The 20,745-nt window shown below is 61.8% G+C and carries 20 protein-coding genes and 3 tRNA genes; 8 read left to right on the forward strand and 15 right to left on the reverse strand.

Annotation, left to right across the window (positions count from 1 at the left end):
- Positions 1-189: 189 nt before the first annotated feature.
- The gene (locus tag AC1DUR_RS23020) at positions 190-807 is read left to right on the forward strand and encodes a hypothetical protein (protein ID WP_477717840.1); all 618 of its coding nucleotides are present in this window, start codon (positions 190-192) and stop codon (positions 805-807) included.
- A 159-nt stretch (positions 808-966) separates the two neighbouring features.
- Here AC1DUR_RS23020 and AC1DUR_RS23025 read toward each other — a convergent pair.
- The 10 genes from AC1DUR_RS23025 to pip all read right to left on the reverse strand — a co-directional run bounded on the left by AC1DUR_RS23025 (position 967) and on the right by pip (position 9,512).
- A tRNA-Asp gene (locus tag AC1DUR_RS23025) sits at positions 967-1,043 on the reverse strand.
- A gap of 99 nt (positions 1,044-1,142) precedes the next feature.
- Positions 1,143-1,218: transfer RNA gene (locus tag AC1DUR_RS23030), tRNA-Glu, on the reverse strand.
- Between the two features lie 86 nt (positions 1,219-1,304).
- Positions 1,305-1,380 (reverse strand) — tRNA-Ala (locus tag AC1DUR_RS23035).
- Positions 1,381-1,443: 63 nt separating this feature from the next.
- Complete coding sequence (gene gltX / locus AC1DUR_RS23040; protein ID WP_477717841.1) at positions 1,444-2,832, reverse strand: glutamate--tRNA ligase; 1,389 nt, start codon at positions 2,830-2,832, stop codon at positions 1,444-1,446.
- Entirely contained in the window at positions 2,829-4,064 is a 1,236-nt protein-coding gene (locus AC1DUR_RS23045; RefSeq protein ID WP_477717842.1) for an O-succinylhomoserine sulfhydrylase, read from the reverse strand. Before AC1DUR_RS23045 ends, gltX begins: the two co-directional genes overlap by 4 nt.
- Before the next feature lie 3 nt (positions 4,065-4,067).
- Complete coding sequence (purF, locus tag AC1DUR_RS23050; RefSeq protein WP_477717843.1) at positions 4,068-5,585, reverse strand: amidophosphoribosyltransferase; 1,518 nt, start codon at positions 5,583-5,585, stop codon at positions 4,068-4,070.
- A 100-nt stretch (positions 5,586-5,685) separates the two neighbouring features.
- Positions 5,686-6,174, reverse strand: a complete 489-nt coding sequence (locus AC1DUR_RS23055) for a CvpA family protein (RefSeq protein ID WP_477717844.1) — start codon at positions 6,172-6,174, stop codon at positions 5,686-5,688.
- 19 nt (positions 6,175-6,193) lie between these two features.
- A complete protein-coding gene (locus AC1DUR_RS23060) occupies positions 6,194-6,976 on the reverse strand; it encodes an SPOR domain-containing protein (RefSeq protein ID WP_477717845.1) in 783 nt (260 codons plus the stop codon).
- A gap of 91 nt (positions 6,977-7,067) precedes the next feature.
- Positions 7,068-8,378 (reverse strand): bifunctional tetrahydrofolate synthase/dihydrofolate synthase, encoded by a 1,311-nt coding sequence (gene folC / locus AC1DUR_RS23065; protein WP_477717846.1) that lies wholly within the window; start codon positions 8,376-8,378, stop codon positions 7,068-7,070.
- 144 nt (positions 8,379-8,522) lie between these two features.
- Complete coding sequence (gene pip / locus AC1DUR_RS23070; RefSeq protein WP_477717847.1) at positions 8,523-9,512, reverse strand: prolyl aminopeptidase; 990 nt, start codon at positions 9,510-9,512, stop codon at positions 8,523-8,525.
- Positions 9,513-9,746: 234 nt separating this feature from the next.
- Here pip and AC1DUR_RS23075 point away from each other — a divergent pair, with 234 nt between their 5' ends.
- The 4 genes from AC1DUR_RS23075 to argG all read left to right on the forward strand — a co-directional run bounded on the left by AC1DUR_RS23075 (position 9,747) and on the right by argG (position 12,968).
- The gene (locus AC1DUR_RS23075) at positions 9,747-10,097 is read left to right on the forward strand and encodes an ArsC family reductase (RefSeq protein WP_477717848.1); all 351 of its coding nucleotides are present in this window, start codon (positions 9,747-9,749) and stop codon (positions 10,095-10,097) included.
- A gap of 258 nt (positions 10,098-10,355) precedes the next feature.
- The gene (locus tag AC1DUR_RS23080) at positions 10,356-11,078 is read left to right on the forward strand and encodes a glycine zipper 2TM domain-containing protein (RefSeq protein ID WP_477717849.1); all 723 of its coding nucleotides are present in this window, start codon (positions 10,356-10,358) and stop codon (positions 11,076-11,078) included.
- A 198-nt stretch (positions 11,079-11,276) separates the two neighbouring features.
- Positions 11,277-11,603, forward strand: a complete 327-nt coding sequence (gene ppnP / locus AC1DUR_RS23085) for a pyrimidine/purine nucleoside phosphorylase (protein ID WP_477717850.1) — start codon at positions 11,277-11,279, stop codon at positions 11,601-11,603.
- A 27-nt stretch (positions 11,604-11,630) separates the two neighbouring features.
- Positions 11,631-12,968, forward strand: coding sequence for an argininosuccinate synthase (argG, locus tag AC1DUR_RS23090; protein ID WP_477717851.1), 1,338 nt, complete (start codon positions 11,631-11,633; stop codon positions 12,966-12,968).
- Between the two features lie 88 nt (positions 12,969-13,056).
- On the opposite strand, the gene murB is transcribed toward argG, so the two are convergent.
- Positions 13,057-14,121: a UDP-N-acetylmuramate dehydrogenase gene (gene murB, locus AC1DUR_RS23095; protein WP_477718001.1), complete on the reverse strand. Its 1,065-nt coding sequence runs from the start codon at positions 14,119-14,121 to the stop codon at positions 13,057-13,059.
- An 85-nt stretch (positions 14,122-14,206) separates the two neighbouring features.
- On the opposite strand from murB, the gene AC1DUR_RS23100 reads away from it, so the two are divergent.
- The gene (locus tag AC1DUR_RS23100; RefSeq protein ID WP_477717852.1) at positions 14,207-14,692 is read left to right on the forward strand and encodes a YajQ family cyclic di-GMP-binding protein; all 486 of its coding nucleotides are present in this window, start codon (positions 14,207-14,209) and stop codon (positions 14,690-14,692) included.
- 137 nt (positions 14,693-14,829) lie between these two features.
- Positions 14,830-15,441 (forward strand): retropepsin-like aspartic protease family protein, encoded by a 612-nt coding sequence (locus tag AC1DUR_RS23105; protein WP_477718002.1) that lies wholly within the window; start codon positions 14,830-14,832, stop codon positions 15,439-15,441.
- A gap of 51 nt (positions 15,442-15,492) precedes the next feature.
- Here AC1DUR_RS23105 and plsY read toward each other — a convergent pair whose 3' ends face one another.
- From plsY to AC1DUR_RS23120, 3 genes are all read right to left on the reverse strand, one after another.
- Positions 15,493-16,131, reverse strand: coding sequence for a glycerol-3-phosphate 1-O-acyltransferase PlsY (gene plsY / locus AC1DUR_RS23110; protein WP_477717853.1), 639 nt, complete (start codon positions 16,129-16,131; stop codon positions 15,493-15,495).
- Positions 16,132-16,175: 44 nt separating this feature from the next.
- Positions 16,176-16,667, reverse strand: coding sequence for an aminoacyl-tRNA deacylase (locus AC1DUR_RS23115; RefSeq protein WP_477717854.1), 492 nt, complete (start codon positions 16,665-16,667; stop codon positions 16,176-16,178).
- Between the two features lie 123 nt (positions 16,668-16,790).
- Positions 16,791-17,855, reverse strand: a complete 1,065-nt coding sequence (locus AC1DUR_RS23120; RefSeq protein ID WP_477717855.1) for an aldo/keto reductase — start codon at positions 17,853-17,855, stop codon at positions 16,791-16,793.
- A 239-nt stretch (positions 17,856-18,094) separates the two neighbouring features.
- Between AC1DUR_RS23120 and AC1DUR_RS23125 the strand changes: the two genes are divergently transcribed.
- Positions 18,095-18,772 (forward strand): YiaD family glycine zipper/OmpA-like lipoprotein, encoded by a 678-nt coding sequence (locus tag AC1DUR_RS23125; RefSeq protein WP_477718003.1) that lies wholly within the window; start codon positions 18,095-18,097, stop codon positions 18,770-18,772.
- A gap of 139 nt (positions 18,773-18,911) precedes the next feature.
- Here AC1DUR_RS23125 and AC1DUR_RS23130 read toward each other — a convergent pair whose 3' ends face one another.
- On the reverse strand, positions 18,912-20,726 hold the full coding sequence (locus tag AC1DUR_RS23130) for an acetate--CoA ligase (RefSeq protein WP_477718004.1): 1,815 nt from the start codon (positions 20,724-20,726) through the stop codon (positions 18,912-18,914).
- Between the last annotated feature and the right edge of the window lie 19 nt (positions 20,727-20,745).

Genomic DNA, 20,745 nt, shown 5'->3' on the forward strand with positions numbered 1-20,745 from the left:
CCAGGTCACCTACAACGACAAGGTAGCCACCAGGGTAATTTGTAATCCACGAGGGTATCCCTTGGGCCATCGGAAGGCTCCGTTTGAAAATCCAGATTTTTCTTCTGGATTGATTTTGCCAACGTCTTGTTGACTCACTGATTTAGACTGCTTCGGAGCCTCAGACCCACCAACTGAATTGGAGATCTTGTGCATACAAACGACAGCAAAAAACCGGGAACAGGTGTGGTTTCAGCAGAAGGGATCGCACCAGCACTAGATCTAATTATGGACAAGGGACTTGATTGGGTTCCATTTCTAGGCCCCTCTATCGGCGCAGTGAAGGCTTACAAAGAAGTTCGTCTCTCGCTCGGTGAGCGCAAGCAGCAAGCGTTCTTACGGGGATTAGGAACACATCCTCCAGAAGAGGTCGCCCAGTTCTTGGAGCAGTTGGGGGACAGCGCGGAGGAACGGCGTAAGACAGGTACCACCCTAATGATGATGCTAGATCAGTTCACTGATTTCGATAAATGCGAACTGCTTGGAAAATTAACCATCGCATGCGGATTAAAAGTTATTAGCTCATCAGAATTGAGGCGACTGGCGAACGCTATAAGCCTGGCGTTTCCAGAAGATTTGCTGGCTTTCATTTCCGCGGAAGATCAACCTGTTTTTTTGAAGGATCCGGATTACTTCGTACACCTTCAGTTAACAGGGTTGACGCAAAACAATGGCGGGTGGGATGGCGGCATGCCGGCCATTACGCCGCTGGGCGCAAAGTTAAGAGAAGCTCTTAAAGCGGTGAACGCGCGATACCCTGGAAGTTGAACGGCACAGCCATCCATGGGGACTTTTGCGGGACAGCAGCAGAGTTGAAATAGAGACAATGCCGGACAGATGGGGACACCCATTACCGAAATACAAACAAAAAAGCCCTACTGACTCAGTAGGGCTTTTATCGTAACTCATTGATTTAAATGAGAAATTTGGCGGAGTGGACGGGACTCGAACCCGCGACCCCCGGCGTGACAGGCCGGTATTCTAACCAACTGAACTACCACTCCTGGTAGCAGTAACGTTCGCTCTTTCGAGCCAAGTCGCCTGCCCTTGCGGGCTGGCTGTTACTGACTTGCGCCTTGTACATCACACAGGGTGATGAATGCTGGCGACCCCACGGGGATTCGAACCCCGGTACTCACCGTGAAAGGGTGATGTCCTAGGCCTCTAGACGATGGGGTCAAAGCCTTGGAACTTTCCGGACAGGCTTTTGCTTTTACACAAAGGCCTGACAAAAAAAACTCTGCTAAATCTCTCTCAACAATTTTTGGTGGAGGTAAGCGGGATCGAACCGCTGACCTCTTGCATGCCATGCAAGCGCTCTCCCAGCTGAGCTATACCCCCAAACTCTGCAGATTTCTCAGCAGTTGTCGAGCCTTGAATTATAGCCCGAAAATTCGAGGTTTTTCAAATCTTCAAACGCGAGATCACATCTTCACGTTTCATGAGCTCCAAAATCGCATCCAGCGAGGGCGTTTGCGGGGTGCCCATGACCAGCACGCGCACCGGCATGGCCAGTTGCGGCATCTTCATGCCGGTCTCGGTGAGCACCTGCTTGATAGCCGCCGCAATGGCCGCCTTGTTCCATTCGCAGCCTGCCAGCGCTTCGGCCAGTTTGGCGAGAGCCGGACGAATGGCTTCGGTCACATGTGTGCTGATATCCTGCGCGCTCGGCTGCCCACCCGTCACCAGCACTTGCAGCCAGCCGGCCAGCTCCACCAGCGTGCTGCAGCGGTCCTTGAAAAGGCCGCAGCCGCGAACCAGGCGTGCGGTGTCCAGGCTCACGCCGCGCGCAGCCAGGAAAGGCTGCACAAGTTCGGCCAGCTTGTCGTCTGCCGTAGCCTTGAGGTGCTGTGCATTGACCCAGCGCAGTTTCGCTTCATCGAACTGTGCGGCGCTCTTGCCGAGGTGATCGAGGTTGAACCATTGCAGGAATTGCTCGCGGCTGAAAATCTCGTCGTCACCGTGGCTCCAGCCGAGGCGCGCCAGGTAGTTCACCATCGCGTCGGGCAGATAGCCTTCGGCCGCGTACTGCGTCACCGGCTTGGCGCCGTTGCGCTTGCTCATCTTTTCGCCCTGTTCATTCAGAACCGTGGGCAAATGCGCATAGACCGGCACGTCCTTGCCGAGCGCGCGAAAGATATTGATCTGGCGCGGCGTGTTGTTCACATGGTCGTCGCCACGGATCACATGGGTGATGGCCATGTCGATGTCGTCCACCACCACACAGAAGTTGTAGGTGGGCGTGCCATCCGGCCGCGCAATGACGAGGTCATCGAGCTCGTCATTGCTGATCTCGATGCGGCCCTTGACCTTGTCGTCCCAGACCACCGAGCCGCCCTGCGGGTTTTTAAAACGCAGCACGGGCTGCACGCCTGCCGGAATAGGCGGCAGCGTCTTGCCCGGCTCGGGCCGCCAGGTGCCGTCATAGCGCGGCTTTTCCTTGGCAGCCATCTGCTTTTCGCGCAGCGCGTCGAGCTCGGCCACGCTCATGTAGCAGGGGTAGACCTGGCCGGCCGCCTGCATCTCGGCCAGCACGGCCTTGTAGCGGTCCATGCGCTGCATTTGGTAGAACGGGCCTTCGTCATGATCGAGGCCCAGCCAGCGCATGCCTTCAATGATCACGTCGACAGCCTCCTGGCTGGAACGTTCCACATCGGTGTCTTCAATGCGGAGGATGAAGTCGCCACCGGTGGCGCGGGCAAACGCCCAGGGGTACAGCGCCGAGCGGATGTTGCCCAGATGGATAAAGCCCGTGGGCGATGGCGCAAAACGCGTTCTTGTTTTCTGTGTCATTTCAAACGGTCCAGACCGTCCAGGCCTCGCTGGAGATCGGCTTTCAAATCATCAATGTGTTCCAGACCCACGGCCACGCGGATCAGGCCCTGGCCTATGCCAGCAGCCTGCCGCTGCGCTTCGCTGAGCCGGCCGTGCGAGGTGGTGGCCGGATGGGTGATCGTGGTCTTGGTGTCGCCCAGGTTGGCCGTGATGCTGCAGACCTGCGTGCTGTCGATCACGTGGAAGGCATTTTTGCGGGCGCTTTCGACATCGCTGCTCTTGACATCAAACGACAGCACCGCACCGCCGCAGCCCCGCCCGTTGACGGTTTGCTGCCGCATCGCCAGCGCATGCTGCGGGTGCGACTCGAGGCCCGGGTAATACACGCGTGCCACGCCCGGCTGCGCCTCCAGCCAGGTGGCCAGCGCCAGCGCATTGGCGCTTTGCGCCTGCATGCGAATGGACAGTGTTTCCAGACCTTTGAGCACCACCCAGGCATTGAACGCTGACAGCGTCATGCCGGCGCTGCGCATGATGGGAACCAGTTTGTCGTCAATGAGTTGCTTGGTCCCGCAAATCGCGCCGGCAATCACGCGGCCCTGGCCGTCGAGGTACTTGGTGCCCGAATGGATGATGAGGTCGGCGCCCAGTTTCACGGGTTGCTGCAGCGCCGGCGAGCAAAAGCAGTTGTCCACGGCCAGCAGGGCGCCTGCGGCATGCGCAATGTCGGCCAGCGCGCGGATGTCGCAGATCTCGGTCAGCGGGTTGGTCGGCGTTTCGGCAAACAGCAGCCTGGTGTTGGGCCTGATCGCCGCTTTCCACTCAGCCACGTCGGTTTGCGAAACAAAGGTGCTTTCCACGCCAAACTTGCCAAACTCACTGCCAATCAGCTTGATGGTGGAGCCGAACACTGACTGCGAGCAGATCACGTGATCGCCGCTTTTGAGCAGGCCCATGCACATCAGCAGGATGGCCGCCATGCCGCTGGACGTGCCGATGCAGGCTTCGGTTCCCTCCATCGCCGCGAGGCGCTGCTCCATGCTGGTCACCGTGGGGTTGGTGAAGCGCGAATAGATGTAGCCCTCTTCCTCATTGGCAAAGCGCCGCGCCGCGGTGGCGGCATCGGGCTGCACAAAGCTGCTGGTCAGGTACAGCGCTTCGGAATTTTCGCCATACTGGCTTTTGTCGACGGCCGCACGCACGGCCAGCGTATCGAGGTGCAGGTTCTCAGGCAGTTTCTTGTTGCTCATCGTTCAGGCCTCTTGCGGATTGGGAAGCGCCAGGCGCGACACATCCACATCGCCTTCTTCGCTGGTATCCACGCGTTGTTCGTTCATCTTTTCAATCGTCTCGCTGGTCACGTCGCCGGTGATGTAAACGCCGTCAAAGCACGACGCATCAAAACCGTCCAGCTTGGGGTTGAGCGAGCCCACGGCGCGCTTCATGCTCTCCACGTCCTGGTAAATCAGGGCATCGCAGCCAATCACCTGGCGGATTTCCTCAACGGTGCGGTCATGCGCCACCAGCTCCGTCGCCGTGGGCATGTCAATGCCGTAGACGTTGGGATAACGCACGGGCGGCGCGGCGCTGGCCAGATACACCTTGCGTGCGCCGGCGTCACGTGCCATTTGCACGATCTCGCGGCTGGTGGTGCCGCGCACGATGGAGTCGTCCACCAGCAGCACATTGCGGTCCTTGAATTCACTCGCAATGACATTGAGCTTCTGGCGCACTGATTTTTTGCGCACGCCCTGCCCCGGCATGATGAAGGTGCGGCCGACATAGCGGTTCTTCACAAAACCTTCGCGGTACGGAATGCCCAGCAGATGCGCCAGCTGGGTGGCGCTGGGGCGGCTGGATTCGGGAATGGGGATGATGACGTCAATCTCGCTGGGCGGCACGGTGGAGACCACGCGCTTGGCCAGCGTCTCACCCAGATTCAGTCGCGCCTGGTAGACCGAAATGCCGTCCAGCACCGAGTCGGGCCGGGCCAGGTAGACAAACTCGAAAATACAGGGATTGAGCTTGGGGGAAGCCGCGCATTGCTCGGCATGCACGGTGCCTTCCAGATCCACGAACACCGCTTCGCCCGGCGCAATGTCGCGCTCGAACTGGTGCGAGGTGCCTTCCAGCGCCACCGACTCGCTGGCCACCATCACGGTGCCGCCGTCTTCGTTCTGGCCGTGGCCTATGCACAGCGGGCGAATGCCAAACGGATCGCGGAAAGCCAGCAGGCCGTGACCGGCAATCAGCGCCACCACGGCGTAAGACCCTTTCACGCGCTTGTGCACGCCGCGCACCGCCTCGAACACATCAACCGGGTTGAGCGGCAGGCCGCGCGTAGTTTTTTCCAGCTCATGCGCCAGCACGTTGAGCAGCACCTCGGAGTCGCTTTCGGTATTGATGTGCCGGTGGTCGGTATTGAACAGCTCGGCCTTGAGTTCGGCCGCATTCGTCAGGTTGCCGTTGTGCGAGAGCACCAGCCCGAACGGCGCATTGACGTAAAAGGGCTGGGCCTCGTCTTCGCTGTAGGCATTGCCGGCCGTCGGATAACGCACCTGGCCCAGACCCACATTGCCCGGCAAGGCGCGCATGTTGCGGGTGCGAAACACGTCGCGCACCATGCCCTTGGCCTTGTGCATGTAGAACTTGCGCCCCAGCTGCGTGACGATGCCTGCCGCATCCTGGCCGCGGTGCTGCAGCAGCAGCAGGCCGTCATAGATCAGCTGGTTGACCGGGGCTTTGCTGACGACGCCGACTATTCCACACATAAGCTTATATTTCCATTCATAAATTTTCCGCTGGACTGCCCCGGGGAAAATGCGCCCGTTTCGGGGGGCCGCACCTCACACGAAGTGAAAAGCGTAGGGGTCATACTTTCAAATACTTCGCAAACTTCTCCGGCAGAACCGGCTGCAAACCCTTGAGCGTGACCGTCAGCATGGCCGCGCCTCTAGACTCCCGCCACCATTCAGTGGTCTTGAGCCCCGTCATGTCAATCACCACCGTGGCGGCCAGCAACAGGATCAGGCCGCGCAGCAGGCCAAATCCCGCTCCCATCACGCGGTCCACCGGCCGCAAGCCAACGGCTTCGACCAGCTTCTTCAGCAAAAAAGCCAGCAAACCGGCCGCAAACACCGCGGCAATGAATACCAGTACAAACGCAGCCGCATAGCGCACCGGATTCGAGGCGGACTGGATGGGCAACCGGGCGGCCACCTCGGGCGCAAACCATTGCGCCGCAAAAAACGCCACCACCCACCCCAGTACCGACAAAACCTCATAAACCAGCCCGCGCCAGGCGCCCAGCACCAGCGAGAAGACCAATACCGCCAGCAAAATCCAGTCAACAGCCGCCACGAATGTCCCGACCCGCTGTTTACAAGGTCAGGATGGCGGCCGGCAAATCAAGGGCCTTGATCTTGCTGGCCGCTGTTTCTGCCTCGGCCCTGCTGGCAAACGGCCCGACGCGGACACGAATACGCTTGCCGTCTTTGGTTTCGGCGACCTGCGTGTAGGTTTTCAGGCCGGCTTTTTCCAGCTTGAGCCGCGCTTCGCGTGCCTTGGCCACATCGGCAAAGGCTCCGACCTGCACCACGACACGGCCTGCGGCCTCGTCGGCGGCGGCCTTGCCGGCCGGCGCGGGCGAGCCACTGAGCAGCGCGCTGGCCCGCGCCGCCTCGTCGCTCCCGGCGGCTGGCTTGGGCGCAGGTTTGGGCTCCGGCTTCACGTCGGCCTTGACCTCGGTCTTTGCTTCGGCCTTGACTTCCGGCCTGGGCTCAGGTTTTGGCTCCGGTTTTGCTTCATTTTTAGTAGCTGCCGGCGCCGGCGTCACAGGGCCCGCGGCCTGTTTGGACGGCAGGATTTCTTCCTGGGGGGCCAGGCTGGCGGTGGCGGCCACTTTTTCGGAAGGCGCGGGAACGGCCAGGGGCTTGACCGTGCCCTTGCCGGGAATTTCAATCGGAATATCCACCGCAATCGGCCGCGGCTGGGTATCGAACAGCAGCGGAAAACCCACCACGCCAATCAGCACCAGCACGGCCGAACCGATCAGGCGGTGTTTGGCGCGCTTGCGCATCACCTCCACGCTTTCCGTTTGAGCGGCTGATCCGGCAGTGGGAGCAGCATTGGAGCCGCCCCGGCGGAAGTTAAAAAACGGCATGGTGTGGCTTGAATCCGTTGACGGTTAACGTGGGCTGTCGGTCTGCATTTCCAGGCATCACAGGCCCCGGGTCAGACAGGTTTGTCCGGCATCAAGAAGCCAGGTGCGGGGCCATGAGGCGCGGCACCCCGCCCTTCAAAACACCGCCCACCGTGTAGAACGAGCCGAACACCACAATTCTATCAGCGGGCCCTGCAGCCCTCACGGCCGCCTGCAGGGCCAGTTCGGGGGCTTTGTGCGTGGTGGCGGTCACGTCAGGCCGGCTTTCCACCGCCCGCCATTTCGCCGCGAGCTCTTCGCCGCTCGCGGCCCGGGCCGTCGGCAAATCAGTGAAATACCATTTATCGATCAGCGGGCCGACCCGCGCCAGCATGGGTGCCAGGTCCTTGTCGGCCATGGCGCCAAACACCGCATGGGTGCAGGGGTAAAAGCCCATCGCATCCAGGTTTTCGGCCAGGGCTGCCACCGAGTGCGGGTTGTGCGCCACGTCCAGCACCAGCGTGGGCTGGCCCGGAACGATCTGGAAACGCCCGGGCAGCTCGACCATGGACAGGCCATTGCGCACCGCCTGGGCCGTCACCGGCAGGCGATCGCGCAGGGCCGTCAGCGCCGCCAGCACACCAGAGGCATTGACCAGCTGGTTGGCGCCGCGCAGCGCCGGGTAAGCCAATCCGGCGTACCTGCGGCCCCGGCCCGCCCAGCTCCATTGCTGCTTGTCGCCAGAGAAATTGAAATCCTGGCCGAAACGCCACAAGTCAGCGCCCAATGCCGCCGCGTGGTCAAGAATGCTTTGCGGCGGCACCGGGTCGCTCACCACCACCGGCTTGCCGGCGCGCATGATGCCGGCTTTCTCCCGGCCTATGCTCTCGCGGTCATTCCCCAGAAACTCCATGTGGTCCAGGTCAATGCTGGTGATGACGGCACAGTCGGTGTCGAGGATGTTGACAGCGTCCAGCCGGCCGCCCAGCCCCACTTCCAGGATGACGACGTCCAGCTTCGCATCGGCCAGCAACTGCAAAATGGCCAGCGTGGTGAATTCAAAGTAGGTCAGCGAGATTTCATCGCCGTTCTGGACCCTGGCCGTCTCGACACGGGCAAAGTTTGCGACCAGTTCAGCAGCATTGACGATGTCGCCGCGAACCCTGCAGCGCTCTTCAAAATGGACCAGGTGCGGCGAGGTGTAGACGCCGGTGCGGTAGCCCGCTTCCAGCAGAATGGCTTCGAGCATGGCGCAGGTCGAGCCCTTGCCGTTGGTGCCCGCCACCGTGATGACGGGACAGGCAAACGCCAGCCCCATGCGCCTGGCCACGGCCTGCACCCGCTCCAGCCCCATGTCGATACTTTTGGGGTGCAGGCGCTCGCAGTGGGCCAGCCAGTCTTCCAGTGTCTTGAGTTGTTCCATACAGGCCCGCATTGTCGCGCAAGCCACGGCACACCCCTGTTGACCCTCACTGCGTGTAGGGTCCTCCCCCCTTGCAGGGGGCGGCGCCTGCGGCCGGCAAAGCCGGACCGCGGCCCCCGCTGAAAACCTCCGGCACAGCCTCATTCATGCGGCGAAACGGTCAGTCGCGGCCATCAGCTGCTGCAGGATGCCGGGCTCGTTGAAGGCATGGCCGGCATCGTCGATCAGGTGAAAGTCCGCCTCCGGCCAGGCGCGGTGCAGGTCCCAGGCGGTTTTGGCGGGCGTGGCCATGTCGTAGCGCCCCTGCACGATGACGCCGGGAATGCCGGCGAGCTTGCCCGCGTCGCGGATCAGCTGGCCCTCCTCCAGCCAGCCGGCGTGCACAAAGTAATGGTTTTCGATGCGGGCGAATGCCAGCGCGAAATCATCGACAGCGTGCTTGGCGGTGGCGGCCGCATCGGGCAGCAGCGTGATGGTCTGGCCTTCCCACAGGCTCCAGGCCCGGGCTGCGGCCATCTGCTCGGCCCGGTTGGAGCCCACCAGCCGCTTGCGGTAGGCGGCGATCAGGTCGCCGCGCTCGGCCACCGGAATGGGCGCCAAAAACTCTTCCCACAGGTCCGGAAACAGCCAAGAAGCCCCCTCCTGGTAGTACCAGAGCAGCTCGGCGCGCCGCAGCGTGAAAATGCCGCGCACGATGAGCGCCGACACCTGGGCGGGGTGCGCCTGGGCATAGGCCAGCGCCAGCGAGCTGCCCCAGGAGCCGCCAAATACCAGCCAGCGTTCCACGCCCAGCAGGGTGCGCAGCCGCTCGATGTCGGCAACCAGGTGCCAGGTGGTGTTGTTGTCCAGCGAGGCACTGGGGCGCGAGCGGCCGCAGCCGCGCTGGTCGAACAGCAGCACACAGTAGCGCTTGGGGTCGAACAACCGCCGGTGGTCGGGGGAGCAGCCGGAGCCTGGCCCGCCGTGCAGGAACACTGCGGGCTTGCCTGCCGGGTTGCCGCACAGCTCCCAGTAAATCGAATGGCCGTCACCGGTTTCAAGAATACCGGTGCGAAAAGGCTCGACAGGCGGGTAAAGAAAGGGCCTGGAACGGCCAGGGTTGGGGGTCGGGGAATCGGTGGCCGAAGAGGTCATGGGGCATCTTCCATCAAAAATGAAGCGCAGGGGAAAGGCCGGCAAAGAGTACGGGCCATGGCAGGCGCGTGCTGGCATTATTCCAGTGTTGGCCGGGCATCGAAGCGCGGGCTTCAATAGCGGCGTCCGGGTTCGCCTCGGCCCACCGATTCAGCTACTTATTTGATAGCTATTGGCGCCCATAAAACGCGGGTTATGGCCAGTTCTTATCTAAAATTCTGCCAAAATGACCGGATGATCATTCTCTACGGCATTCCCAATTGCGACACCGTCAAAAAAGCCCGCGCCTGGCTCATGGGCCACGGTGTGGAGCACCAGTTTCACGATTTTAAAAAACAGGGCGTCCCCCCCGAAAAACTCGCCTCGTGGACGCAGGCAGCGGGCTGGGAAAAGCTGCTCAACCGGCAGGGTACGACCTGGCGCAAACTGGACCCGGCGACGCAGGCGGCCGTGCAGGATGCCGCCACCGCCCAGGCGCTGATGCTGGCCAATCCCAGCATCATCAAGCGCCCGGTCGTGGAGTGGGGTCAGGACATCACGGTAGGATTTGATGCGGCGGCCTGGCCCGCCAGGGTGCGTTCCTGAAAAACGGGCGGCAAGACAGCAACAAAGCAACCGCCATGGCAAAACCGCCAGCTTTACAGTTGATTTGCAGAACTCCGCCGGCCAAAACGGCTCTGACTCACTAAAATCAGGGTAATAACCTGAGCCGCCATGGCCATTCATTCCTGGCGAACAGGGCGAATGGGCGGGTCGTCTGGTGGACGGTATTCGTCACCGGGGGCCAGGCGGCAAATAGAAATAGGTGAACTTCAGCCACCGGCTGTAAAAAGGGGTTGAATCATGAAAAAAACACTAGTTATCTCCACCGTTGCGGCTGCAGCAGCCTTGGCCGCCGTACCCGCCTCTGCCACCGATATTCTGGCGCGGGTAATTTCCAGCACGCCGGTGGTACAGCAGGTTGCCGTGCCCCGCCAGGTGTGCAGCAACGAAGCAGTCATCATGCAGGCGCCCAAATCGGGCGCGGGCGCCCTGATGGGCGCTTTGGCGGGAGGCGCTGCCGGCAACGCCATCGGCAATGGCGGCGGCCGCGCCGTGGCGACGGTTATCGGGCTGGTGGGCGGAGCCATGATTGGCGACCGCATCGAGGGCCCCAACAACCAGGTGCAGAACGTGCAGCAGTGCAGCACGCAGACCTTCTATGAAAACCGTCCCAGCCATTACAACGTCGTGTACGAATACCAGGGCACCCAGTACAACGTGCAGATGGCAAACGACCCAGGTCCCTACGTTCGGCTGCAGGTAACACCGGTCGGGGCCATGAACCCCGCCCCCCAACCTGGGCAGCCCGCCCAGCCCCAAGGCTTTATCCAGCCGGCGCCGCAGCAACCTGTTTACATCCAGCAGCCCACCACCTATGTGCAGCCCGTGGTGACGGCCCCCGTGGTTTATCAGTCTTACCCCGCCTACTACGCCCGGCCTTACTACGCGCCCTATTACGCACCCATTGGCCTCTCGCTGAACTTCGGCTACAGCCGGGGCTATGGTGGACATCACTGGCGTTGAGCTGAGCTGAGTTGAGCTTTCAGCGAATCAAAAAAAGGGGCATTCAATGCCCCTTTTTTATGCCCCTGTCGGCTTCAGCGACAGGTGGATTCGGCAGAGGTAGGGCACGGGGTCAGGGCAAGGCCCGGGTAACCTAAAATCAGGGATTACCGCAGCAACCTCTGTCCGCGACGTTTTTCTGTTTACCCCCATTCATTCATGATTACCGAAAAAATCGACAACATCAGCGTTACCACCAAGGCCAATGTCTACTTTGACGGCAAATGCGTGAGCCATGGCATCACTTTTGCTGACGGCACCAAAAAGTCCGTCGGCGTGATTCTTCCCGCCACCCTGACCTTCAATACCGGCGCGCCGGAAATCATGGAATGCGTGGCGGGTGCCTGCGAGTACAGGCTGGCCGGCAGCGACACCTGGATCAAATCCGCAGCGGGCGAAAAATTCAGCGTGCCGGGCAATGCAAAGTTCGACATCCGCGTGGCGGAAGGCTTCGAGGCTTACCACTACATCTGCCACTTCGGTTAATCGCCCATCCCCTCAGGAACCTATTTCATGGCCACCATCCTCCAGAACCTGCCCGCCGGCCAGAAAGTCGGCATCGCCTTTTCCGGCGGCCTCGATACCAGTGCCGCGCTGCACTGGATGAAACTCAAGGGCGCCCTTCCCTACGCCTACACCGCCAACCTGGGCCAGCCCGACGAGCCGGACTACGATGAGATTCCGCGCAAGGCGCTGCAGTACGGCGCCGAAAAGGCCCGCCTGATTGACTGCCGCAGCCAGCTCGCCGCCGAAGGCATCGCCGCCCTGCAAAGCGGCGCCTTCCACATCACGACCGCAGGTGTCACCTACTTCAACACCACGCCGCTGGGCCGCGCCGTGACCGGCACCATGCTGGTGTCCGCCATGAAGGAAGACGACGTCAACATCTGGGGCGACGGCAGTACCTACAAGGGCAACGACATCGAGCGTTTTTACCGCTACGGCCTGCTGACCAACCCCAACCTCCAGATTTACAAGCCCTGGCTGGACCAGCTCTTCATTGATGAGCTGGGCGGGCGCGCCGAAATGTCGGCCTTCATGACGCAGGCTGGTTTCGGCTACAAGATGTCGGCCGAAAAGGCTTACTCCACCGACTCCAACATGCTGGGCGCCACCCACGAAGCCAAAGACCTGGAGCACCTGGACAGCGGCATGAAGATCGTGAACCCGATCATGGGCGTGGCCTTCTGGAAGGACGAGGTCGAGGTCAAGCGCGAGGAAGTCACCGTGCGCTTCGAGGAAGGCCAGCCCGTCGCGCTCAATGGCAAGACGTTTTCCAGCACTGTTGAGCTGATCCTCGAAGCCAACCGCATTGGCGGGCGCCACGGCCTGGGCATGAGCGACCAGATCGAAAACCGCATCATCGAGGCCAAGAGCCGCGGCATCTATGAGGCACCCGGCCTGGCGCTGCTGTTCATCGCTTACGAGCGCCTGGTAACCGGCATCCACAACGAAGACACGATAGAGCAGTACCGCGACAACGGCCGCAAGCTGGGCCGCCTGCTGTACCAGGGCCGCTGGTTCGACCCACAGGCCATCATGCTGCGCGAGACGGCCCAGCGCTGGGTGGCCAGCGCCATCACCGGCGAGGTGACTGTGGAACTGCGCCGCGGCAACGACTATTCCATCCTCAACACCGTCTCCGGCAACCTGACCTACAAGCCCGAGCGCCTGAGCATGGAAAAAGTCGAAGGCGCGTTCACGCCGCTGGACCGCATCGGCCAGTTGACCATGCGCAACCTGGACATCATCGACACGCGCGACAAGCTGGGCATTTATGCCAAGACAGGCCTGCTGTCATCGGGCACTGGTGCCGACCTGTTGCGCCTGCGCGGCAAGGACGACAAGTAAGCCGGCGTTCCAGGGCCACGTGCCAGGAAACTGGCAGATAGCTGCATCCAATCAGGCCGCCTCCGGGCGGCCTGATTTTTTGCAAGCGTCAGACGACGACGGGCTCAGGCTCCAGCAGGATGCCAAAACGTTCATACACGCTGGTCTGGATGGCCTTGGCCAGGGTCATCACTTCACCGCCCGTCACCGGGTTGCTCGCACCGCCACGGTTCACCAGCACCAGCGCCTGCCGGTCGTAGACACCGGCATTGCCCACGGATTTCCCTTTCCAGCCGCAGGCGTCGATCAGCCAGCCGGCCGCCAGCTTGACCGTTCCGTCGGCCAGCGGATAGTGAACAATTTTGGGCTCGCGCTGGATGATGTCGGCGCACTGCTCGGGCGAGACGGTCGGGTTCTTGAAGAAGCTGCCGGCGTTGCCAATGACCCGCGGGTCGGGCAGCTTGGCCTTGCGGACCTCGCAAATCCAGTCGTGGATTTGCTGCGCATCCGGCGCAGTGACCCCGGACTGCTGCATCTTTTTCTCGATATCGGCATACCCCAGCACGGCCTTCCAGGCCTTGGGCAGGGAAAACCGCACATGGGTGATCAGCGCCTTGCCCGCCAGGCCGAAACCGGGCGTGCCCGCACTGGTGGCGATGCTGGTGTGTTTGAACACGGAGTCGCGGTAGCCGAACGCGCACTGCGCGGCATTGAGGGTAAAGCGCTGGCCGGTGGTCAGGTCCACGGCATCAAGCGACTCGAAGCGGTCCTGCAACTCCACCCCATAGGCGCCGATGTTCTGCACAGGCGACGCACCGACGGTACCCGGAATCAATGCGAGGTTTTCCAGGCCCGGATAGCCCATTTGCAGGGTCCAGGTGACCAGGTCGTCCCAGTTCTCGCCGGCGCCGGCCTCCACGATCCAGGCCTTGGCGGTTTCGCCGACCAGGCGTTTGCCCATGATCTCCACCTTGAGCACCAGGGGTTTGACGTCACCGGTCAGCACGATGTTGCTGCCGCCGCCCAGCACAAACTTGGGCATGGCCCGCAGCGCGTCATCCTGCAGCACGGCGGCAATATCGGACTCGGCACTGACCCGGACGAGGGAAAGCGCCTTGGCCATAATGCCAAAGCTGTTGGAATGCTGGAGCGGAACGTTTTTCTCGACTAACATCATGGGATTGTCTCATCCCTGCCCGCCCTCTACGCCCCCCTTTTTCACCTGTCCTTCTCTCTTACTTCTAGCAAAGACCCGCATCATGCCCTCCTTTGATACCGTTTTAGAAACCGATATGGTCAAGGTCAAGAATGCCGTTGAAAACACCAGCAAGGAAATCGGAACCCGCTTTGACTTCAAAGGCACCGCCGCCTCGATCGAGCTGAAAGAAAAGGACATCACGCTGATTGGCGACAGTGATTTTCAGATCGATCAGATCAACGACGTGTTGCGCAACAAACTCACCAAGGCTGGCGTGGACATACGCTTTCTGGATGTCGGCAAGATCGAAAAAATTGGTGGTGACAAGGTCAAGCAGGTGACCAAGGTACGCGACGGCATCGAAACCGAGCAGGCCAAAAAAATCCAGCAACTCATCAAAGGCAGCAAGATGAAGGTGCAGGCCGCCATCCAGGAAGGGAAAGTCCGTGTCACGGGCAGCAAGCGCGACGACCTGCAAGCCGCCATGGCCTTGATCCGGACGGACATGAAAGATCTTCCTCTGAGCTTTGACAACTTCAGGGATTGAACATGGCCCCCACGCTTTTCGCTTCGCGTAATGCGCTGCCCCCCGAGGGGGCTGTGCTTGCTTGGGGCGGCCCGGCGCGGCGCACTTTGCCCTCCCCGCGTATTTCCGTTGTGGCTGGGCTGCTGACGGCGTTTGCGATGCTGCACGGCGCGGCTTATGCCCAGTCGGTGGCGCTGGCCGGCATGATGGGCAGCAAGGCCCTGCTGGTGGTTGATGGCAGCACGCCAAAGTCTGTGGCGGCGGGTGAGACCCACCAGGGGGTCAAGGTCATTTCCACCTCAGGCGACCAGGCCGTCATAGAGCAATCCGGCAAACGCCACACCCTGCGGGTCGGCGACGCGCCGGTGAGCACGGGCGGGAGCGGCGCCTCTGCAGGCCGCGGCACCCGCATCATCCTGACGGAAAGCGGCGGCGGCCACTTCATGACCGCCGGGCAAATCAATGGCCGTGCCGTGCAATTCATGGTCGATACCGGTGCCACCAGTATTGCGATGAGCGTCGCAGACGCCGACCGCGCGGGCATCAACTACAAAAACGGGCAGCCGGTGCGCATCTCCACCGCCAACGGCAACACGCAGGGCTTTCGCATCCAGCTCAACTCCGTGCGCATCGGCGACGTGGAGGTGTACGACGTGGCGGCTGTGGTAACACCCGAGCCCATGCCCTACCTGCTGCTGGGCAACAGCTTTCTGACGCGCTTTCAGATGAAGCGGGAAAACAGCCAGATGACGCTGGACAAGCGGTACTAGACCTGTCCACACACAACCCACCGGCATTCACGCACCGGCGCAGTTGCGGTGCTATCGCGCCGTCTTGCCCGAGGAGCCCAGCTTGGACTCGGTGCCCTTGAGCAGCTTGCTGATGTTCTCGCGGTGGCGATACACGAGCAACGCGCTAATGGCGAACATGGCGACCAGGATGCCTTTGTCCACGTACCACGCAGTCCGGTCACCAAAGAGGTAGTACAGGGGCGCAAAGACTGCGGCGACCAGGGACGCCAGCGAGGAATAGCGCGAAAAATACGCCACGATCAGCCAGGTCGCAAGGGTTGCCAGGCCCAGCAGCCAGCTGATCCCGAGCAGCACACCCGCGGCCGTGGCCACGCCCTTGCCGCCCTTGAAGTGGAAAAACACCGGGTACAGGTGGCCGATAAAGGCCGCAAAGCCCACGGCCGCTACGGTGCCGTCGCCCAGGCCGTAGTCGCGACCCAGCCACCGGACCAGCATCACGGGCAGCCAGCCCTTCAAGCCATCAAGCAGCAAGGTGGCCACCGCCGCCACCTTGTTGCCGGAACGCAGCACGTTGGTCGCACCCGGATTTTTGCTGCCGTAGCTGCGGGGATCATGCAAGCCCATCACCTTGCTGACAATGACTGCAAAAGACAGCGAGCCGAGCAGGTAGGCCGCAAACGTTGCGCCGAGTGAGTATGCGTAAACCAATGTCTTGTCCTCTTGTTATTTGATTTGTCTGGTTATTCGTCTGATTATTCGTTAAGTGCGCACTGCACCGATTTTGCACCCAGCAGCGTAACGCACACCTGCGGATCGATGCCCACCAGGTAACCGCGCCGGCCCCCGTTGATGGCGATCCGCGGCAAAGCCAGAATGGTTTCCTCGATGTAGACAGGCATGGGCTTTCGCGTTCCGAAAGGCGAGGTACCGCCCACTAGGTAGCCGCTGTGGCGATTGGCCACTTCGGGTTTGCAGGGCTCGACCGATTTGGCGCCGATCTGGCGCGCAAGATTTTTGGTCGAGACCTTGCGGTTGCCATGCATCAACACCAGCAGGGGCTTGCCGTCCTGGTCCTGCATGACCAAAGTCTTGACGACGGTGAAGGGATCAAAACCCAGCACCTCGGCGCTGTGCTGGGCGCCGCCGTGCTCCAGGTACTCGTAAGGGTGCTCGGTGAAGTCGACCTTGCTGGTACTCAGGAAGTGCGTGGCCGGCGTTTCGCTGACGTGATTCTTAGCCCCCACGGTCGCTCACTCCGTGTAGCTCCCTGCCCCCCGAGGTAGCCGCCCGCCTGTGGCCCGGCAAAGCCGGTTCCACGGCTCGAACTTGCAATTCGCGGATCACAGGCGCTGAAACATGTGTGGAGCTCACAGCGCCGGGTCGCGCGTTTCCCAACGGATGTTGTCTATCTCGGCCAGCACGTCGGGCGTCAGCGTGATGCCCCAGGCGTCCAGGTCCTCGTCCAGTTGCGCGACCGAGGTCACGCCGATGATGGTGCTGGCGACCTGCCATTTGGTGTAGCAAAAGGCCAGCGCCAGCTGCGTCGGGGTCAGGCCATGCGCACGCGCCAGCGCGTTGTAGCGCCGCGCGGCTGCAAGCGCCTCCGGGCGGCCCCAGCGCTGCTTGCGCACCGACTCGAACCTGGCGATGCGCGCTTCCTTGGGCGCCTGCGGGCCTTCCGTGCCCGACTCGTCGTATTTGCCCGTCAGCAGGCCGAAGGCCAGCGGTGAATAAGCCAGCAGCGAAACACCCAGGCGGTGCATGGTTTCATCCAAGGCGTTTTCCACGGTGCGATTGACCAGGCAGAAAGGGTTCTGCACGGTCGCCACACGGGGCAGGCCGTGCTGTTCGGCCAGGCGCACGAACTCGTGCACGCCGTAAGGGGTTTCATTGGACAGGCCGATGGCGCGCACCTTGCCCGCCTTGACGAGACCGCCGAGCGCTTCCAGCTGCTGATGGATGGACGACACCGCCTTGTCCTTGGCCGGCTCGAAATACAGCATGCCGAAGGCCGGCACATGGCGGGCCGGCCAGTGGATCTGGTAGAGGTCAATCACATCGGTCTTCAGCCGCTTGAGGCTGTGATTGCAGGCCTGGGTGATATCCGCCGCGGTCAGGTCCGGGCTGCCCTCGCGAATCCAGGACATGCCGCGCGCCGGCCCCGCCACCTTGGTGGCCAGCACCAGCTTGCTGCGGGCCGCGGGATTTTTGGCGAACCAGTTGCCAATGATGGTTTCAGTGGCGCCAAAGGTCTCCGCCCGTGCCGGCACCGAGTACATCTCCGCCGTGTCCAGAAAGTTAATCCCGCGCTCAAAAGACCGGTCCAGGATGGCGTGCGCCGTGGCTTCATCTACCTGTTCGCCAAAAGTCATGGTGCCCATGCAAATGGGGGTGACCTGCAGATCGCTGGCGCCGAGTTGAACTTTATTCATGAGAATTTCAGTTGAAGAATGCGGAAGGCCCCCGGTTACCGGGAGCGCGAAGCCATCACCTGGTCTGCGATGACAGCACTCGAAAAACGGCTAGTTTAAGGCTTCAAGGCCTATCCGCCCGTGCCGAAGTCGCGCGCTTGTCTTACAAATCGTCACCTTTCAAAGGTCTACCATCGTCCTGCCAGCGCTCTGGTGCGCTGCCGAACCAATCAATATCCATGAGGAGCATTTACATGAACATGAACATGAACGTGAACAAACTAGCCATCACAGCCCTGACGTCCGCGGCACTCGCCATTGGCGGCCTCTCCGGTTGCGCCAACATGAGCGAAACCCAGCAGGACACGGCCAAGGGCGCGGGCATTGGCGCCTTGGCTGGCGCGGTGCTGGGCGCGGCAACCGGTGGTTCAAAAGGCGCGGCAACCGGTGCGGTGCTCGGCGGCGCCGTCGGCGCAGGTGGCGGCTATATCTGGTCCAAGAAAATGCAGGAACAAAAAGCTGCGATGGAAAAAGCCACGGCCGGCACCGGCGTAGCCGTCAGCCAGACCGCAGACAACCGCCTGAAGCTGGACATCCCCAGCGACGTGTCGTTTGACGTGGGCCGCGCCGCCATCAAGCCCAACTTCGCGCCTGTTCTCAATCATTTTGCGACCAGCCTGAACCAGAACGCGGTCACCACGGTGACCATCATCGGCCACACCGACAGCACTGGTTCTGACGCGATCAACAACCCGCTGTCCGTAGACCGCGCCAATGCAGCCCGCGATTACCTAGTGAGCCGCGGCGTGGCCCGCACCCGCATCGCAACCGATGGCCGCGGCTCCCGCGAGCCGGTTGCCGACAACAACACGCAGCAAGGCCGCGACAAAAACCGCCGTGTCGAGATCTATGTGGCCGAGCAGGTCGCAGCGAAATAAGGTACACCCCTATTGACGCTCACTGCGTGTAGCGCCCTTTCCCCTTGCAGGGGACGGCGCCTGCGGACTGGCGTAGCCAGATCCGCGGCGCCTGCCGGAACAAAAAAGCACTCCTTGGAGTGCTTTTTTTATGGCTGGATCAGGTTGATGACTGTGCCTTAAAGCGCTCTTCTTCCTGCAGGCGCAGCACGCGCCGTTGCACCTTGCCGGTGGTTGTCATCGGCAGGGCGTCAATGAATTCGATTTCCTTCGGGTACTCGTATGGGGCCAGCATGGATTTCACATGGGCCTGCAGCGTTGCCGTCATGTCCAGATCGAATTGCCCTGTAGCCTCTGAAAAACGATAGCGTTCAGCTACAAAATCAGGAGCAAGCACCACATAGGCCTTCACCACGGCGCCCCGCTCCCTGTCGGGCTTGGGCACCACCGCCGCATTGGCCACCGCCGGATGCTTGACCAGGCAGTTCTCGATTTCGCCGGGGCCGATGCGGTAGCCGGCCGCCTTGAAGACATCGTCGGCCCGGCCCTCGTACCAGAGGTAGCCCTCGGCGTCACGGCGGGCCAGATCGCCGGTGCGGCACCAGTCGCCGGTGAACTTGGCCTGTGTCGCAGCGTCCTTCTTCCAGTAGCCCAAGAAGAAAATCGGGTCGGGGTCGCCATGGATGTCATAACGGTTCACCGCAACATCGCCCGGCACGCCGACAGCGCACTCCTGCCCTTCATCATCAATCACCGCCACGCGGTGGCCGGGGTAGCCTTTACCCATGCTGCCGGGGCGCGCTGGCCAGCCAATGGCCCCCACGCTTGTCACTGCGTGTACTTCGCTGCCCCCCGAGTGGGCTATTTTTCCTAGGGGCGGCCCGTCGGAAAAATGTCCTCCAGCAAATCTGTTCATGCTGCAGTTGCCCACCACGTAATTGATTTCGGTCTGGCCAAACATTTCGTTGACCGTCACGCCCAGTTGCTCCTGGCAGTAGGCAAACACGGCATCGCCCACCGCTTCGCCCGCGCTCATCATGGCCTGCAGTTTCAGTTGGAAATGCTCGCGGGGCCGCGGGTAGGCCTTCATCATGGCCTTGAGTGCGGTCGGAAACAAAAAGGTGTGCGTCACACCCTCCCCTGCCATCAGCGTGAACGCCAGCTCCGGACTGAAGCGGCCGTTGAACGCGACGATGGGGCGGCCGAAATACAGGGTGGGGAGCAAGGCATCCATCAAGCCACCGGTCCAGGCCCAGTCCGCCGGGCTCCAGAAGACGGCGTCAGTCCCCGCGTTGGCCTTGCCATCAAATCCGAACCAGTTCTGGCTGCAAACAAAACCCGGCAGGTTGCCGATCAGCGCGCGGTGCGGCAGCAGCGCGCCCTTGGGCGGGCCGGTTGTGCCGCTGGTGTAGATCAGGATGGCCGCATCCTCCGCCTTTGTCCTGACGGCCGTGAAGGCTTGCTGCTGCGCCGCCAAAGCGGTCTCATAGTCAATATCGCCCTGGCCTTTTGCGGCGCCGGCTGCAACCACGGTGCGCAGTGCCGGGCACTGCGGCCTCACCGACTGGATGCTGGCGATGGCGCTTTCATCGCAGATGGCTACCACGGCCTCGCTGTCCTGCAAACGAAACTCCAGCGCATCGGGTCCAAACAACATGGACAGCGGCATGGCCACCGCCCCCATCTGGAACACCGCCATGTAGGCCACCGCGGTTTCAAAGCGCTGCGGCATCACGATGGCGACGCGGTCACCGCGCTGCACGCCCAGGCCCGCCAGCGCATGGCTGAGCGCGTCAGCCGCCTGCTGCAGCGCCTGGTAGGTATAAAAAGTGGTGCGAGCCCCCGTTTTATGCTCGCGTATAGCTATTTTTTTTGCAGCATTCCGCCCGTCGCTCCCGTCCCGGGCCCAGCGGCCACAGCAGGCTTCGGCGATGTTGAAGTGCTCAGGGACCTGCCAGCGAAAGCCGCTGTGCATGGCTGCGTAGTGGTCTGCC

It is taken from the genome of Polaromonas sp. P4_F4 (assembly GCF_056401355.1).

Bases quoted from the DNA above. Each gene is read 5' to 3' on its own strand.
- AC1DUR_RS23120 (WP_477717855.1), bottom strand. From the start codon at position 17,855: ATGAATAAAGTTCAACTCGGCGCCAGCGATCTGCAGGTCACCCCCATT.
- AC1DUR_RS23125 (WP_477718003.1), top strand. From the start codon at position 18,095: ATGAACATGAACGTGAACAAACTAGCCATCACAGCCCTGACGTCCGCG.
- pip (WP_477717847.1), bottom strand. From the start codon at position 9,512: ATGACCTCTTCGGCCACCGATTCCCCGACCCCCAACCCTGGCCGTTCC.
- murB (WP_477718001.1), bottom strand. From the start codon at position 14,121: ATGTTAGTCGAGAAAAACGTTCCGCTCCAGCATTCCAACAGCTTTGGC.
- AC1DUR_RS23130 (WP_477718004.1), bottom strand. From the start codon at position 20,726: ATGCACAGCGGCTTTCGCTGGCAGGTCCCTGAGCACTTCAACATCGCC.
- AC1DUR_RS23080 (WP_477717849.1), top strand. From the start codon at position 10,356: ATGAAAAAAACACTAGTTATCTCCACCGTTGCGGCTGCAGCAGCCTTG.
- ppnP (WP_477717850.1), top strand. From the start codon at position 11,277: ATGATTACCGAAAAAATCGACAACATCAGCGTTACCACCAAGGCCAAT.
- argG (WP_477717851.1), top strand. From the start codon at position 11,631: ATGGCCACCATCCTCCAGAACCTGCCCGCCGGCCAGAAAGTCGGCATC.
- AC1DUR_RS23075 (WP_477717848.1), top strand. From the start codon at position 9,747: ATGATCATTCTCTACGGCATTCCCAATTGCGACACCGTCAAAAAAGCC.
- purF (WP_477717843.1), bottom strand. From the start codon at position 5,585: ATGTGTGGAATAGTCGGCGTCGTCAGCAAAGCCCCGGTCAACCAGCTG.
- AC1DUR_RS23100 (WP_477717852.1), top strand. From the start codon at position 14,207: ATGCCCTCCTTTGATACCGTTTTAGAAACCGATATGGTCAAGGTCAAG.
- AC1DUR_RS23045 (WP_477717842.1), bottom strand. From the start codon at position 4,064: ATGAGCAACAAGAAACTGCCTGAGAACCTGCACCTCGATACGCTGGCC.
- AC1DUR_RS23105 (WP_477718002.1), top strand. From the start codon at position 14,830: ATGCTGCACGGCGCGGCTTATGCCCAGTCGGTGGCGCTGGCCGGCATG.
- gltX (WP_477717841.1), bottom strand. From the start codon at position 2,832: ATGACACAGAAAACAAGAACGCGTTTTGCGCCATCGCCCACGGGCTTT.
- folC (WP_477717846.1), bottom strand. From the start codon at position 8,378: ATGGAACAACTCAAGACACTGGAAGACTGGCTGGCCCACTGCGAGCGC.
- AC1DUR_RS23060 (WP_477717845.1), bottom strand. From the start codon at position 6,976: ATGCCGTTTTTTAACTTCCGCCGGGGCGGCTCCAATGCTGCTCCCACT.